Source organism: Psychroserpens sp., assembly GCF_047633235.1.
Classification (GTDB): domain Bacteria; phylum Bacteroidota; class Bacteroidia; order Flavobacteriales; family Flavobacteriaceae; genus Psychroserpens.
In genome coordinates this window covers 17,690-31,835 of the sequence record NZ_JBLIET010000020.1, presented here as the reverse complement: position 1 = coordinate 31,835, position 14,146 = coordinate 17,690, and the positions used below count along the sequence as shown (strand labels likewise).

General features: G+C 34.5%; 16 protein-coding genes. 10 read left to right on the top strand and 6 right to left on the bottom strand.

Annotated elements, in window-relative coordinates; translation table 11 throughout:
- Position 1: 1 nt before the first annotated feature.
- Positions 2–637, top strand: a complete 636-nt coding sequence (locus ACJAZK_RS08245) for a hypothetical protein (RefSeq protein ID WP_415223520.1) — start codon at positions 2–4, stop codon at positions 635–637.
- 1 nt (position 638) lies between these two features.
- Here ACJAZK_RS08245 and ACJAZK_RS08240 read toward each other — a convergent pair whose 3' ends face one another.
- From ACJAZK_RS08240 to ACJAZK_RS08230, 3 genes are all read right to left on the bottom strand, one after another.
- On the bottom strand, positions 639–1,025 hold the full coding sequence (locus ACJAZK_RS08240) for a DUF2306 domain-containing protein (RefSeq protein WP_415223519.1): 387 nt from the start codon (positions 1,023–1,025) through the stop codon (positions 639–641).
- Between the two features lie 95 nt (positions 1,026–1,120).
- Positions 1,121–2,356 (bottom strand): DEAD/DEAH box helicase, encoded by a 1,236-nt coding sequence (locus ACJAZK_RS08235; RefSeq protein ID WP_415223518.1) that lies wholly within the window; start codon positions 2,354–2,356, stop codon positions 1,121–1,123.
- A gap of 306 nt (positions 2,357–2,662) precedes the next feature.
- The gene (locus tag ACJAZK_RS08230; RefSeq protein ID WP_415223517.1) at positions 2,663–3,295 is read right to left on the bottom strand and encodes an MOSC domain-containing protein; all 633 of its coding nucleotides are present in this window, start codon (positions 3,293–3,295) and stop codon (positions 2,663–2,665) included.
- A 211-nt stretch (positions 3,296–3,506) separates the two neighbouring features.
- Here ACJAZK_RS08230 and ACJAZK_RS08225 point away from each other — a divergent pair, with 211 nt between their 5' ends.
- The 4 genes from ACJAZK_RS08225 to ACJAZK_RS08210 all read left to right on the top strand — a co-directional run bounded on the left by ACJAZK_RS08225 (position 3,507) and on the right by ACJAZK_RS08210 (position 6,243).
- Complete coding sequence (locus ACJAZK_RS08225; RefSeq protein WP_415223516.1) at positions 3,507–3,821, top strand: FKBP-type peptidyl-prolyl cis-trans isomerase; 315 nt, start codon at positions 3,507–3,509, stop codon at positions 3,819–3,821.
- Positions 3,822–3,878: 57 nt separating this feature from the next.
- The gene (locus ACJAZK_RS08220; RefSeq protein WP_415223515.1) at positions 3,879–4,136 is read left to right on the top strand and encodes a hypothetical protein; all 258 of its coding nucleotides are present in this window, start codon (positions 3,879–3,881) and stop codon (positions 4,134–4,136) included.
- 461 nt (positions 4,137–4,597) lie between these two features.
- Complete coding sequence (locus ACJAZK_RS08215) at positions 4,598–5,071, top strand: T9SS type A sorting domain-containing protein (protein ID WP_415223514.1); 474 nt, start codon at positions 4,598–4,600, stop codon at positions 5,069–5,071.
- A gap of 5 nt (positions 5,072–5,076) precedes the next feature.
- Entirely contained in the window at positions 5,077–6,243 is a 1,167-nt protein-coding gene (locus ACJAZK_RS08210; RefSeq protein ID WP_415223513.1) for a hypothetical protein, read from the top strand.
- Positions 6,244–6,553: 310 nt separating this feature from the next.
- Here the strand turns inward: ACJAZK_RS08210 and ACJAZK_RS08205 are convergent, their stop codons facing one another.
- Positions 6,554–8,734 (bottom strand): acylase, encoded by a 2,181-nt coding sequence (locus tag ACJAZK_RS08205; protein WP_415223512.1) that lies wholly within the window; start codon positions 8,732–8,734, stop codon positions 6,554–6,556.
- 416 nt (positions 8,735–9,150) lie between these two features.
- On the opposite strand from ACJAZK_RS08205, the gene ACJAZK_RS08200 reads away from it, so the two are divergent.
- From ACJAZK_RS08200 to ACJAZK_RS08180, 5 genes are read left to right on the top strand one after another with little or no spacing between them, the layout of a single operon-like run.
- A complete protein-coding gene (locus tag ACJAZK_RS08200) occupies positions 9,151–9,876 on the top strand; it encodes a flavodoxin family protein (RefSeq protein ID WP_415223511.1) in 726 nt (241 codons plus the stop codon).
- Positions 9,877–9,898: 22 nt separating this feature from the next.
- Positions 9,899–10,243 carry a DUF1622 domain-containing protein gene (locus ACJAZK_RS08195; RefSeq protein ID WP_415223510.1) on the top strand — a complete coding sequence of 115 codons (345 nt, stop codon included), beginning with the start codon at positions 9,899–9,901 and terminating at the stop codon, positions 10,241–10,243.
- Positions 10,240–11,394 (top strand): ergothioneine biosynthesis protein EgtB, encoded by a 1,155-nt coding sequence (gene egtB, locus ACJAZK_RS08190; RefSeq protein ID WP_415223509.1) that lies wholly within the window; start codon positions 10,240–10,242, stop codon positions 11,392–11,394. Before ACJAZK_RS08195 ends, egtB begins: the two co-directional genes overlap by 4 nt.
- Position 11,395: 1 nt before the next feature.
- Positions 11,396–12,343 (top strand): L-histidine N(alpha)-methyltransferase, encoded by a 948-nt coding sequence (locus tag ACJAZK_RS08185; protein WP_415223508.1) that lies wholly within the window; start codon positions 11,396–11,398, stop codon positions 12,341–12,343.
- 2 nt (positions 12,344–12,345) lie between these two features.
- Positions 12,346–12,999: a hypothetical protein gene (locus tag ACJAZK_RS08180; RefSeq protein WP_415223507.1), complete on the top strand. Its 654-nt coding sequence runs from the start codon at positions 12,346–12,348 to the stop codon at positions 12,997–12,999.
- Positions 13,000–13,277: 278 nt separating this feature from the next.
- On the opposite strand, the gene ACJAZK_RS08175 is transcribed toward ACJAZK_RS08180, so the two are convergent.
- On the bottom strand, positions 13,278–13,460 hold the full coding sequence (locus ACJAZK_RS08175; RefSeq protein WP_415223506.1) for a hypothetical protein: 183 nt from the start codon (positions 13,458–13,460) through the stop codon (positions 13,278–13,280).
- Between the two features lie 154 nt (positions 13,461–13,614).
- A complete protein-coding gene (locus ACJAZK_RS08170; protein ID WP_415223505.1) occupies positions 13,615–13,773 on the bottom strand; it encodes a hypothetical protein in 159 nt (52 codons plus the stop codon).
- Between the last annotated feature and the right edge of the window lie 373 nt (positions 13,774–14,146).

Here is a 14,146-nt window from a genome sequence, read left to right as displayed (position 1 = left end):
AATGAAAAATTCAATGGTATTAGCTGTTGCATTTATGTGCTTCAGCACAGGAAATGCGCAAACAAACAACATTGATTTTAATAACACATCTGGTTTAAAAATGGAAACCGATTATGGCTCTGATAATCCTGAAATCAACGATTTAATGAGTTTCCAAGGCATTGATTTTATGAAGGTGGATTTCTCAGGAAAAGAGCTAGAGGGCAAGAGTTATCACATCACTGTAAAAGAAATATGGAATGGGAAAGTGGTCTCAGATACGACGGTTTTTAATAGTAAAAAAACAGGGGTTAAACAGTTTGAAACCCTAAAGGACTCCATGCTGAGTATGCGAATCATTGCTAGGCATACTGATAATAATCTACGGGTGAAATTCAAGTTTCCTAGATTTAGTATAACGAAAGATTATGACGCCACAGCATCTGAGGAGTATAGTTTACGCAACCTCGCCGACGAAAGTAATTTGCAAATTGGTTGCGATGAAAAGTTTTATTTCTTGGCCTATATCTTACCTTATGAAAGAGAAGACGGTTCAAAATCATGGTGTGAGGTTGGCACATCAGGAGATAGCGCAGAGAAATGGGGTGATAAATTTGGGATAGAACACTATTTGCTATTTGAAATGAAGTTTGAATAGTTTACATAAAAAACAACTCATGTAAATAACGACCAGGCGTTAATGTAAAAACACCCGCAATAACGATAGCTCCAAAATAGAGTAGTACCATTTTTCGTTTGTGTGATTTGATGTCGCCTTTTTTAATAGCGATATAGGCTGTAGGAACCGTCCAAAGTGTAAGGACACTAAAGAGATGAATCCATCCAAAATGGTTGAAAAGACTAACACCAATAGCAGAAGGCATAAATAATGTAACTATGGCGGTAAACAACATGAGAATCATGTAAATCCGACCTAATCGTTTATGGATGAGCGTGCCTTTTTTTATAGTTAAGAGTAAACCGCCAATAAATACACAAGGAATTATGGTGTATAAATGTAAAAACATCAGCGTATCATAACTCATGGACTAGGCCATTTTAATTTTAAATCGAATATAATAAAAATCCATTAGTAATTACTAATGGATTTTTTGTCTTCTGTCTTTTGTCTTCGAGCCTATTAATACCAGCGCTTCTTTTTCTTTTTAGAACCTTCACCTTTACGACTTTTTTTATACTTACTCCCTTGTTTTTTATGAACAATAGGCTGTGCTTTTGGGTCTAAAGGATACGGGTGATTTTCTTCTATAGGAATTTGAACATTAATCAATTGCTGTATGGCTTTCACATAAGGTTTCTCATCTGTAGAGCAAAATGAATACGACTTTCCAAATTCACCAGCACGACCAGTTCTACCAATACGATGTACGTAGGTTTCTGGGATATTAGGTAAATCAAAATTGATGACAGCATCTAATTCGTTGATGTCAATCCCACGAGCAGCAACATCTGTGGCGATAAGAATATTGACGCGACCACGTTTAAAATCTGCCAATGCATTTTGACGTTCAATTTGAGAACGGTCGCCATGCAACCGCTCAGCAGTGAAGTCATTATTTAGAAGTGTTTCATGTAATTTATCAACACCAAACTTCGTGCGTCTAAAAATAAGGATATTGCCTTCTATCGTGTTTCTAAGGAGATGTAAACACAGCTCTATTTTACTCTGTTTAGGTACATAATACAACACCTGACTTACATTTTTTGCTGCAGACGATGTTGGTGTTACCTCAATACGCTCTGGGTCTTTTAAAATTGTACTCGCCAACTGTTCTACCTTAAAGGGCATTGTTGCAGAAAACAAGAGCGTTTGTTTCGTCTTAGGACACAAGCGCTCAATTTTTTTGACATCGTCTATAAAGCCCATGTCTAACATCAAATCTGCTTCATCAAGAACAAATATTTCTATATAATCTAAATTTAATAAATCTTGTTTATGAAGATCGAGTAAACGTCCTGGTGTTGCCACCAAAATATCAATACCCTTTCTTAGAATGTCTTTTTGAGGTTCTATAGACGTTCCACCGTAGATCACAGCAGATGTTAAATTGGTGTGCGTCGCATAGGTTGTGAAATTCTTAGCAATCTGGATTGCTAATTCACGCGTCGGACTTATAATCAACGCTCTAATTTTCTTCCCTTTTTTAGGCGTCGTTTGTTTGTCGTACAACAACTGTAAGATTGGTAAGGCGAAGGCTGCTGTTTTACCAGTTCCTGTTTGCGCTGAGGTAATCACGTCCTTTAGTTCTAAAATTAAAGGTATTGTGCGCTCTTGCACTAATGTTGGATTATCGTAACCCGCTTCGGCAACCGCTCGTAAAATAGGTTTGTTGAGTTTTAAGTCTTTAAATGACATGCATTATATTTTGATACAAAGGTAGTTTAATTAGCATAAGGTTATTTGATACTCTAAAAATACGTCATCATAAATTTAAATTGGTATTCGGTAAAACGGTACTTAGAGTTTTCCTAAGGTGAGATTGAGATGGGATTAGGGGATTGCCTTTTTAGATCTTGGTGAGATATTGAGACCATGGTTGTAGTGTGTTCCAATTTCCGAAGATATCAGCATGCTATTAACGAGATGCTTTTGTACTCCTTTTCGTGTGCTTATGACTATATTTTATAGCCACTAATCTTATGGTTGTTTTTGAATATCCTATTATAAATAAGCCTTTAATTGCTCTCTTTTTTTCTGCGGAACGGCCTCTTGGTTTAAAATTATGTTGATGTGCTCTTTATTCTTTTCTGCGGAAAATAGCAGCTCAAAAAACTGAAAGATAGAAAGGCTATTGGTTGCTTTTTCAACAAGCGTAAATACATCACCAGTGCTAACGAAGCCTGCTTCTAAAACCCGAACATAGGTGCCAGGATACCCATGGTCAATAAACTGTTTTAGTACTTTATTAGAATCAAATTTCACAGCAAATTTATAGCAAGGCTCTCTAGGTTGAGTGATTTGAACTAGCGCATCACCAACTTTATAGATAGCACCAATATGGAGCTTTTTTTCATTTAAGCCTGTAATGGTTAGATTTTCTCCAAGCATGCCATAGGTCCAGTCTAAATGGGGATACAGGTTTTTCCAATACGGATAATGGTCTGCCGAAAACAAATAGCAGGCCTTAAACTCGCCTCCATGATGTTTTCTGTCTGAGACTTCATCTCCTGTTACCGTTTCTTTTCCGAGGAAAATAGGAGTGGTAACAGGAATCTTGTAAATACCTGTGGTTACCTCTTTTCCGTTCCAGATAAAGGTGGTGGGTTTGGCGATGTTGGTAGAGATAATTTGCATGACATAAATTTACAAAAAAAAACCATTTCAATGTGTGAGATGGTGTATCGTTATGAATTAAAACACCTAGTCTATTTTTTTTCCTAGCATTTCTTGTCCGCCTTGAAATAAGATCAAGCTTTCTTATATTTTAATAATGCTATTTTCCACGCACATGGTTTTATCTTAAGTGAATGATACGATCACCACAAAGTCGGGACTTAAATACTTTTTGATACATAAAGGAGAGGGAAAAGCGATTGGTTTAGGTACAGTTGTGATTCAACATTACACAGTTTGGTTGTCAAGTGGAGACAAACTCGACTCGTCAAGGGATAGAAATGAACCTTTTGTATTTGAACACCCTTCAACTAATTTAATACAAGGCACAAGTGAGTCTCTTTCTCTTATGAAAGTTGGTGACAGAGGGATCTTTATATTTCCTTACCATTTACCCTATGGCGAAAAAGGAATAGAGTTTGAAATTCCTCCAAAAGAAACATTAACTTTTGATATCGAGGTTTTAGGTATTAATAAAGGGTCTTGAGAAAAAGAACTTAGGACGGTTCTTTATCATAATTATAAAGCAGATAGTATTCCAAAAGTGTCAGAAACAATAACTAAATACAAAGAATTAAAAAAGAATGATTTTGAGGATATGTATGTTAATGAGTACGTGCTAAATCCTATTGGGTACGACTTGATAAGGATTAATGTTGTTAAGGAAGCCATAAAGATATTTAAACTACATGTTGCTGCATATCCTGATTCTCAGAATCCATATGACAGACTGGGAGAAGCTTATATGCTTTTAGGACAAAAAGCTTGTCTATTTTTAATTATAAGAAATCGCTTGAATTAGATCCTAGTAATATAGGTGCCATAGAAATGCCTAAAAAATTAAAAGATTTATAAGGACACTCAATGTGTAACTTTTAAAATTCAAGTTGAGCATAACATTTTGTGTTTGGCCAGTTAAGTGAATAAACATGTGATTTAGTAGGTACATTCCAAATTTAAAACTCTAGTATAGGGTTTCTAAAAAGTCTAGAACTAGCGCTAATTGGCATGCGTTCTTAACAGTAGTTTCTCTAAATTCCCCTGATTTTATAAATAGCTTTTAACAACGTATAATATCCAAAAAAACGAATATTCTTAATTCGCCACTCAAACAGAGTTCAACTATAAAATTGTATATTATATCCGATGAGTGGTGTTATTTATTGGTTAATATGTTTATATTTGAAGTCTTAATCTAGGCTAGACTTTTTTTTTCTCTTTTGTTTGAGTTGATTTCTGACGAATCTATAAAAAAATGAACTCATGATTAAAACGACACTTGTAGCCTGTTTGTTATGTGCTACACAATTAATTTATGCGCAACAAACCATACCTGCATCTGGTGGTGAAGCCACAGGAAGTGGAGGAACATCCAGTTACTCGGTTGGGCAATTGGTCTATAGTACCAATACAGGAAGCAATGGCTCTATAGCCCAAGGTGTACAGCAAAGTATCGAATTATTTACTTTAAGTAACCCAGAATTAACAGCACTTACTTTAACCGCTGTGACTTACCCTAACCCAACATCAGACTATATTGTATTAGCATTAAAAAATTCTAATCTCACAGATTTGAGTTATGAGTTGTATGATTTGCAAGGTAGAATAGTTAGTAAAGGAATTATACAACAAGAAAACACTGCTATTGCCATGCAAAAATTAGTGACAGGTGTGTATGTCTTAAAAGTAAACCAAAACAACCAAGCCTTAAAAAGCTTTAAAATCATTAAAAAATAGAAATTATGAAATATGCAATATTCACTAATTCTGTAATCAATAGAAAAGTCATGAGTAAAAATCTATATTCTCTAAGTGTGGCCTTGTTATTAACGATTACCACTTTTGCGCAAGCACCAGAAAAAATGAGTTACCAAGCTGTTGTAAGAGACAGTGGCGATAATTTAGTAAGCGGTCAAGTTGTAGGCATGCAAATTAGTATTTTACAAACGACATCATCAGGTACAGCGGTCTATGTAGAAACACAAACACCAAGTACCAATGTAAACGGACTCGTAACTTTAGAAATAGGCACAGGGTCAGTTGTAAGTGGAGATTTCACTGCTATAGATTGGTCTTTAGATACTTATTTTGTAAAAATAGAAACAGACCCAACTGGAGGAAATAGTTATACCATAACAGGCACTAGCCAGTTATTGAGTGTTCCTTATGCTTTGCATGCAAAAACAGCTGAGAATGTCATAAATGATGAGGTAGACGATGCAGATGCAGATGCAACAAACGAATTGCAAAACCTAGAACAACTATTAATTGTTGGTAATAATGCCAATTTAAATAGTATTGTCAATACGGGCCAAATTGGTATTGGTACAGCAACGCCTAATGTTGAATCTTCAATGGAAATTACAACAGCACTTCCAGTTATTTTTCCTTCAATGACACAAAATGAAGTCAATGCAATGGTAACTCCTGTTGAAGGAATGGTTCAATTTAATACTGATGCCCATAAGCTACAAGTTTATTCGATGTTAACAAATAACGCTGCAATATTGAATGAAATATATTTAGGAACAGATGTGAACGACGTTTTTATTAGTCAATTTGGTACGTCTCCAATTGATGGTCAAATTATCGCTGTTGAACTTTTACTTAAAGACGAGTTCTCTAACCCTTTTCCTGAAATTGATTTTCTGGGTCAAGGATCTTTTACAGTACCTTCTTATGGCAGTTTTACATGGTTCACTTTTGTGTTACCAAATCCAATTCAGGTTACTGCTGGCGGCTCGTGGAATATTGATTTAGCTGGCCCTGGAGTTGACGATCGCAGGTTTGCTACCAACAGCAGTTATCCAGATGGCGGGGGATGTTGTTTTCCTGGTGCAAACGATTTATTATTTAGAGTACATATTCAACCAAATCCTGGGTCATTTGGATGGCAGAATATGCATTAATAAGTTTTACAGAATATTAAAAAAAAGCGCCTCTAACAGCGTTTTTTAAGAACTAGAACAAAAGTCGCGTAAGCGAGTCGTTTCATAAAAATAAAACCAACACTAATCTAAAAAAGTAGTGTTGGTTTTTTTATGTGATTAATGGTGACGTTTTGTGTTTGGTTAGTTAAGTAGATAAATACCTGATTTAGCATATATAAATTGTATATAAAACGGGTGAGGACTCTACAAGTAAATACAAAACCATGCAATTAATTATACCTGTTACTCTGCGACATATTAGAAATTTTATTTCGTTTTATATAGGTTATTATTGTTTATCACCTGGATGATAGGTCGACTTTGCTCTTTTTTCAACATCTTCTCTATAATAGGCAACGTCTTTAAAGTCTCCATTAGCATAACGTTGTGATTGGTCATCAAAATGTGGAGAGTTAAGGTCACTACTTTGTCCGCCTGCAAGCATGGATTTAGCTCTTACTTTATCTCCAAACTCCACAACAGCTACAAAACTATTTCCTGATGTTCCATATTGTCGTTTAGTGTCTTCGCCAAATTGAGTTCCAAAAGATGCTAAAGCGCCCCATAAACTTGATGCCATACCAACTGGTAAGCTCGGTTGTGCATCATCAAATTCTTGAAATAGTTCACCATTATTTCTTTGGTATCTATTAAATTCTCCCCAAGGTGTTTGCCATGAACCGAAATCTTCTTTTAACTTATTTAAAGCCGTTTGAAATACTTCCAAACGTTCTTCTGAAGATGCTGTTTTACTCATATAATCAAATACTTCTAATAAAGTCATTCCTTTACCACGAATTTTATTTGACTTGAAATAAGCGTTTACATAAAACTGTGTCAAGGTCATTCCAACAGAACTTTCAGATACTCTAAAATCCCAATCCTTTAATAAGGCGATTGCTTCTTGAGCATCTTGCGTTTTTGTAGGTGCTTTTTGGGCAGCATCTAACAAACCAGTAATTAATACTTCTGCTCCTGGTAAATACGTATCGTAAGCTAATTCAATTAAGGAATCTAGTGTTAAATCTTCAGCCTTTGTCAATAATGGAATGGCATGTATGCCTCTAAAATTCTCTGAGAATGAAGACATGTAATTCGGATAATCTTCACGTTTCGGACTATATTCCGCAGCACTTGTAAACGGTGTAGAGTTACAATTTTGAATCCAACCATTTGGTGGGTTTAAGACCATAATATTGTCTTCTAAAGGATGAAGTCCGTCCCAGTCAGTTTCAGTATTACTGCCATCAACGGGTTTTGTATAGTCAAATTTTTCGTTTCGTTTAGGAATGAAGTTTCCGTGATAATATGCAATTGTACCATCAGCGTCGGCATACACTGTATTGTTTGATGAATTGGTTCTGATATTCATCATCTCATAAAACGCTGCATGAGTCGATTTTTTTGTTCGCGTAAAAGACTGCTCTAAGGCTTTTATAGGACTCCACATTAATGCTGTAGCAACCCATTTGTCATTGTTAGCATGTGTGATTGGTCCATGGTGTGTGCGATACATCATAAACGTTTTGTCTTTTAGACCATCGGCAACTTTATAATTTAAAGTGACTTCTATAGAGTCTATTGGTCTCAATTCGTCTCCATATGTATACCCTGTTTTTGAACCCTCTTTTACAATGGTTTCTTCAAATTCATCAATAATATCTGTTCCAGTTGAGGTATGCATCCAACCCGTTTTCTCATTAAAACCTTGATAGACAAAAAATTGTCCCCAAGTTACTGCGCCATACGCATTCAATCCCTCTTCACTTACAACATGAACTTCACCTCGAAAAAAGAACGATGTATGTGGATTAATAAGCAACATAGCATCACCAGATTTTGTTTTGTCTCCAGAAATGGCAAAACCGTTAGAACCTCTTGGTTCGTTGTCTTTTAGTCTTATTAAGCCATCATTTACGGCAACTTTGTTTTCTGGTTCGCCATAGAATTCTTTCATTTTCTTAGTGGAAACTCTTTCAATATCACCACCTATTGAGCCTTCACTAAAGTACATTGGCATCCAAGGCTCAAAATGGGTAATCAATTTTGGCTTTACTTCAGGATGTGTTTGCAGGTAGTAATTAATACCATCAGCAAAAGCAACACATAACACTTGCAACCATTCTGGACTGTCCTTGTAATTTTTAATAGCTTCCTCTTTGGTCATATATAATCTTGACCTTAAATCACTATATATTAATTCTTCTCCTTCAACTTCAGCAAGTCTGCCTATGGCCCAAATGTAATTTCGCTCTACTCGGTTAAAATCATCTTCGCATTGCGCATACAGTAACCCAAAGACGGCGTCAGCATCTGTTTTTCCGTAGATGTGAGGTACACCAAAATTGTCTCTTATGATTTCTGTATTTTTAGCATGTTGCTGCCAGCGTTGTTCTACATCAGTGATTTTTTTTTCGTTTGTGCAGCTTGTAAAAGAAATGATAAAGAGGAGTAGGAATAAACGATTCATAATTGTTTTTTGATGGTTTAGAATGACATACATGAAGATTAGGTTATCTACGTTAATATGAGGCTTTTTATTGTCATTTCAAAATGTGCTTCTAGGTGTTGTGCTTTCGGTATTAATGCATCATTAAATTCAAATCTGTTTTAGTTTTGTTAAAATACTAATTCTACTCATAATACTATGATCAGGTCCATGGTTGATTTTCGTAACTCGGGATAGAACCTTTCATCCTGAAACGGATATAAAAATAATATCTAATTTAGATGGTTGTTCAATAATCTGTACTGTTTTGAGTCAACATTAATAGTGTATGAGCTCCAATTTAAAGCCATTTTTACATAATTTTGAGTTATCTTTAAAAAAAATGGTTGTCTGTTTTTTTAATGGTGACGTGAGCTTTTTTAATCTAAAAAAAAAATATGAATTTTTCTAAGGTATCAGTGTTATATATCAATTGCACTTTAAAAAAATCGCCTCAAAAAAGTCATACAGAATCCTTAATGAAGGTCTCTCAAAATATTTTAAAAAAGGAAAATGTGGGTTTCGAGACTATTAGATTAATAGATGAAGATGTTGCAGTAGGAGTCTATCCAGATATGACAGAGTACGGTTTTGATACAGATGTTTGGCCAGAAATTTTTGATAAAGTAATGGCTGCAGATGTATTGATCATTGGATCACCTATTTGGTTAGGTGAGAAATCTTCGGAAGCTCAAAAACTAATTGAACGTTTGTATGCGATGAGTTCTAAAACAAACGACAAAGGGCAATACATATTTTATGGAAAAGTAGGAGGTTGTATGATTACTGGTAATGAAGATGGCGTAAAACACTGTGCCATGGGAATTCTCTATGCCATGCAACATGTGGGATACTCCATACCACCACAAGCAGATTCTGGTTGGATAGGTAAAGTTGGTCCTGGACCAAGTTATGGTGATACTGAATTTAAAGGTGAAAAGCTAGAGACTCCAATTGGTTTTGATTCTGATTTCACTAACAGAAATACCACCTTTATGACATATAACTTATTGCATTTGGCTAAAATGTTGAAAGCGAATAACGGTTATGATAATTATGGAAACTCTAGAGAACAATGGGATGATGGCACACATTGGGCTTTCGAAAACCCAGAATATAGATAATTAAAAGGAATACTTAAAACTGATGCATCACTACACAGAAATTCCAGCCAAAATTATTGAAGCTATTGGTATACTCATTATTTTAATTGGTCTGCTTTATGCACTTGGAATATCTATTAGAGACGTTTTAAAAAAAGCAAAAAACGCTTATGGTAGGTTACGGATATCTATTTTGCTAGGATTAGACATTCTTATTGCTGTAGATATTGTTACTACAGTTGTTCTTTTACCAACACTAGAATCTGTATTTATATTGGGTGTAATTGTATTAATTAGAACGTTTTTGAGTTTATCAATACAAGTAGAAATAGAGGGTAAGTTTCCTTGGCAGAACACGTCTAACGATAAATTACACGATTATAAATGAATATTATTGAAGCTTTTAAGGTCACCAGAAACCTTACCAACTCGCTGTGTAAACCTTTAAAAATTGAAGATTACACGCCACAATCTGCTGATTTTGCAAGTCCACCAAAATGGCATCTGGCTCACACCACCTGGTTTTTTGAACAAATGATTTTAAAACCATTTGTTAAAGATTATGAGGTGTTTGATAGTGAGTTTAGTTTTCTGTTTAATAGTTATTATAACACTATGGGTAAGCGTATTGCCAGTCATGAGCGTGGTTTAATAACAAGGCCAAGCGTAGACGGTGTTTATGAGTATAGAGCATATGTGGACAAGCATATTGAAAAGCTTTTAAGCGTCTCTCAATTAGATAAGGCAGTGAGTGACTTAGTTATTTTAGGTGTTAATCATGAGCAGCAACACCAAGAATTGTTAATCACAGATATAAAATATACGCTGTCTAGAAATCCTATTCATCCCAAGTTATATGAGATATCTTATGCGAATACTTTGCAGGAAATAGAAGCTTTAGAGTTTATTGATGTGGGAGAGGGGGTTTACACTATTGGTTCTCATAAAAATGAATTTTGTTATGATAACGAACTCGGTCATCATCGCGTGTTTTTAGAAAATTATGCGATTGCAAATAGATTAGTAACCAATCGCGAATACATCGCATTTATTGAGGCAAAGGGATATTCGACTTCTAAATATTGGTTAGATGATGGTTGGTGCTTTGTGAATTCAAATAATATTAAGCACCCATTGTATTGGGAACAAGAGGATCACGCATGGTATGTTTACACATTAGCAGGAAGAGTACTTCTAAATTTGGATGCTCCAGTAACGCACATATCTTTCTACGAAGCACACGCTTATGCTAATTTTAAAAATAAGCGATTAGCTACAGAATTTGAATGGGAAGTTGCCAACGCGCAATTTCATTGGGGAAAAACTTGGGAGTGGACTAACTCTGCGTATTTACCGTACCCAAATTATAAACAAGACGAAGGAGCTGTTGGTGAATACAATGGCAAATTTATGATTAACCTTATGGTCTTAAAAGGAAGTAGTGTTGCCACATCACCAAATCATAGCAGACCAACTTATAGAAACTTTTTTTCACCGGAAACGCGTTGGCAGTTTTCAGGCATACGACTAGCAAAATAATATGAATACAAAATTTAAAACAGATGTTTTTGAGGGTTTAAGTAAATCACCTAAGACATTGTCTTCAAAATATTTTTATGATGAAATAGGAGATAAACTCTTCGTTAAAATCATGAGCTTACCAGAGTACTACCTTACACGTGCTGAATATGAGATTTTTGATACAAAATCTGAAGACATCATTGAAAAATTAAAACTGAACACTTTAGATACCATAGATATAATAGAGTTAGGAGCTGGAGATGGAAAAAAAACAAAAGCTTTTTTAAAAGTGCTGTTGGCAGAAAATTATAAGTTTAGGTACGTGCCAATAGATATCTCGCAACATGCTTTAAATGCCTTAGGAGCGTCATTGAAAACTGAGTTTTTAGATCTAGAAATAGAGATTAAGCAAGGCGAATATTTTGGTGTATTAGAAGATATAAAAACGAATAAAGCTCAAAAAGTGATTATGTTTTTAGGCTCTAATCTAGGGAATTTAGATGATGAAGCTGCTCAAGATTTTTTAGTTAAACTAAGCAATGCCTTACGAGTAGGAGATAAAATTATTTTAGGTTTAGATCTTATGAAATCTAAGGAGATTGTATTGCCAGCGTATAATGATAGCCAAGGAGTTACCAAAGCATTCAATTTAAATTTATTGCACAGGATCAATAGAGAGCTTCATGCTGATTTTGATATATCAAATTTTGGTCATGCGCCAGAATATGATGAAAAAACGGGTATTGCAAGAAGTTTTTTGGTGAGTAAGAAAGATCAAAAAGTCTGTTTTAATGGAGATAAGGCCTGTTATGCGTTTTTAAAAGATGAAAAGATTCAAACAGAAACATCTAGAAAGTATAACGACGCTATTTTGCAGTCGTTTTTACAGCATACTAATTTAATCCAGACGTCTAAAATAAGTGATTCTAATAATTATTTTAACAGTTATATACTAGAGCGCATTTAATAATGAAACAGTTAGTTATTTTGGGTTTGGGAGCCAGGAGCACCTTGTTTTATCAAGAGAAATTGCACGAGTTGTATTTTAATAAAGAAGGGGAGTATGCTACATTTCCGTTTATTTTAAAACAGTTAGATTTTAATGTCATTAATCCTTACTTACCTAGTAATGCAGCTGTTATTTCACCAATACTTTGTCGAGAGTTAAAGGCTTATAATTCTTCAGAGGTTAATTTATTAGTGCCAAATATTACTATTCATGAGATATTGGACACCATGCAATTTGAATTGTATATAATACATCCTTACAAATTATTAGTTACTGAATTAGCGAATAAAATAATTAATAACTTAGTTTTTTTTGGAACGAAGTATACAAATGACAATTCTAATATAGCGTCCTATTGTGTAGGTTTATCAATAGAAAAATTAAGAAAGCATGAGATTGTATTTTTAGACGATTTAAGAAAGAAGGTCTATTTCAATACTGAAACCAATCAAGATATTAGGACGTACAACACCATGATTTCTAAATATTCAGAAAATAATACCGTTATTATTGCGTGTACAGAATTATCTATAATTAACACGAGCAGTAGTGAGCGTGTCATTGATTTGGCCTTACTCCAATGTCGTAAAAGTTTAGAACTTGTAACCAATTAAAAGCTTTGGTTGCTTGTTGGCCCTTAAGAATAGCAATGGGGGAGAATATCACTTGATTTAATTTGTGATAATCGCAGTGAAATGAAGAGAGCTATTTTTTAAAATGAAGTCAATACTTCGTTCTACGTATAATTTGTAAGGTAGGTGTGATGCTTTTAAAGATGATCAGGAGTCGTTTTGTCTTGTTTCCCATAAAAACGCACTAAATTTTTACCAAAAATAAAGTAGAGTAGAAGTACTGTAAGTGCGCCAATCAAAAAGTCGTTTTCTAGTAGAGCTTAAAAGCCATAATTAGAACAAAACAATATAATGCAGAGCACAAATTGAAGAATAGCATATGTGATATTGCCTTTTGGGCCATATCCAAACATACCAAGAAAATGAGTTTTTATAAGTCCTAAAATAAGATGAGGCATTGCATTGACTACTAATGCGCCAATAATAAAGTCTGTGAAAAGCATTTTTTAATATTTTTCATAGTTGGTTTTTTAGTCTCCATGAGATAGAGATTGTTTTAGAATAGCAACGATTTCAATGGGTAATAGGAGCTTGTTTTTTTGCCATAATTCTTTGTTATCTACTTTAGCTTTTTATGATGTCAAGATTTAGTATCATCTATTTGTGGCCCTTTTGTGATAACGAATTCCCGACTCCAATACCTGTAGCTAGTCCAACACCAATCCATAAACCTAAAATACCGGTTGCAACTCCAACTGCAGTTCCAATACCCATTCCTAATGCTATTCCGATAGCTAATTTATTTTGTTTTTTCATTTGGTTTTTAATTACGCATTCCTTTTCATCGGATCGTTTACAAATGTAAGGTAGCTATCTTTTTGTTTGCACATTTCCGAAGAAAAAAGAATTGAATAAAGCGTTTAAGTGATGCTTTTAAACCTATTCTAATTTAAAATCTAATTGTATCGATTAGACCTTGATATATTGCAGCTTTTTCAAGAGGTTTGAGGTGGTCATTTCAGAATTAAAACAGCAGTTGATACTAGTGATTGATGGTAGAAAATTACATGTAAAAAACATAAGCTTATGCTCTTGAAGTTGCGAGTTAACCGCGTGTCATAAAAAAAGCGCAAGTATACACTACTTGCGCTTAATTAGCTATTAATTAACCATAGGGATTTATGATTAC

Bases quoted from the DNA above. Each gene is read 5' to 3' on its own strand.
- ACJAZK_RS08245 (WP_415223520.1), top strand. From the start codon at position 2: ATGAAAAATTCAATGGTATTAGCTGTTGCATTTATGTGCTTCAGCACA.
- ACJAZK_RS08240 (WP_415223519.1), bottom strand. From the start codon at position 1,025: ATGAGTTATGATACGCTGATGTTTTTACATTTATACACCATAATTCCT.
- ACJAZK_RS08235 (WP_415223518.1), bottom strand. From the start codon at position 2,356: ATGTCATTTAAAGACTTAAAACTCAACAAACCTATTTTACGAGCGGTT.
- ACJAZK_RS08230 (WP_415223517.1), bottom strand. From the start codon at position 3,295: ATGCAAATTATCTCTACCAACATCGCCAAACCCACCACCTTTATCTGG.
- ACJAZK_RS08215 (WP_415223514.1), top strand. From the start codon at position 4,598: ATGATTAAAACGACACTTGTAGCCTGTTTGTTATGTGCTACACAATTA.
- ACJAZK_RS08210 (WP_415223513.1), top strand. From the start codon at position 5,077: ATGAAATATGCAATATTCACTAATTCTGTAATCAATAGAAAAGTCATG.
- ACJAZK_RS08205 (WP_415223512.1), bottom strand. From the start codon at position 8,734: ATGAATCGTTTATTCCTACTCCTCTTTATCATTTCTTTTACAAGCTGC.
- ACJAZK_RS08200 (WP_415223511.1), top strand. From the start codon at position 9,151: ATGAATTTTTCTAAGGTATCAGTGTTATATATCAATTGCACTTTAAAA.
- ACJAZK_RS08195 (WP_415223510.1), top strand. From the start codon at position 9,899: ATGCATCACTACACAGAAATTCCAGCCAAAATTATTGAAGCTATTGGT.
- egtB (WP_415223509.1), top strand. From the start codon at position 10,240: ATGAATATTATTGAAGCTTTTAAGGTCACCAGAAACCTTACCAACTCG.
- ACJAZK_RS08185 (WP_415223508.1), top strand. From the start codon at position 11,396: ATGAATACAAAATTTAAAACAGATGTTTTTGAGGGTTTAAGTAAATCA.
- ACJAZK_RS08180 (WP_415223507.1), top strand. From the start codon at position 12,346: ATGAAACAGTTAGTTATTTTGGGTTTGGGAGCCAGGAGCACCTTGTTT.
- ACJAZK_RS08175 (WP_415223506.1), bottom strand. From the start codon at position 13,460: ATGCTTTTCACAGACTTTATTATTGGCGCATTAGTAGTCAATGCAATG.
- ACJAZK_RS08170 (WP_415223505.1), bottom strand. From the start codon at position 13,773: ATGAAAAAACAAAATAAATTAGCTATCGGAATAGCATTAGGAATGGGT.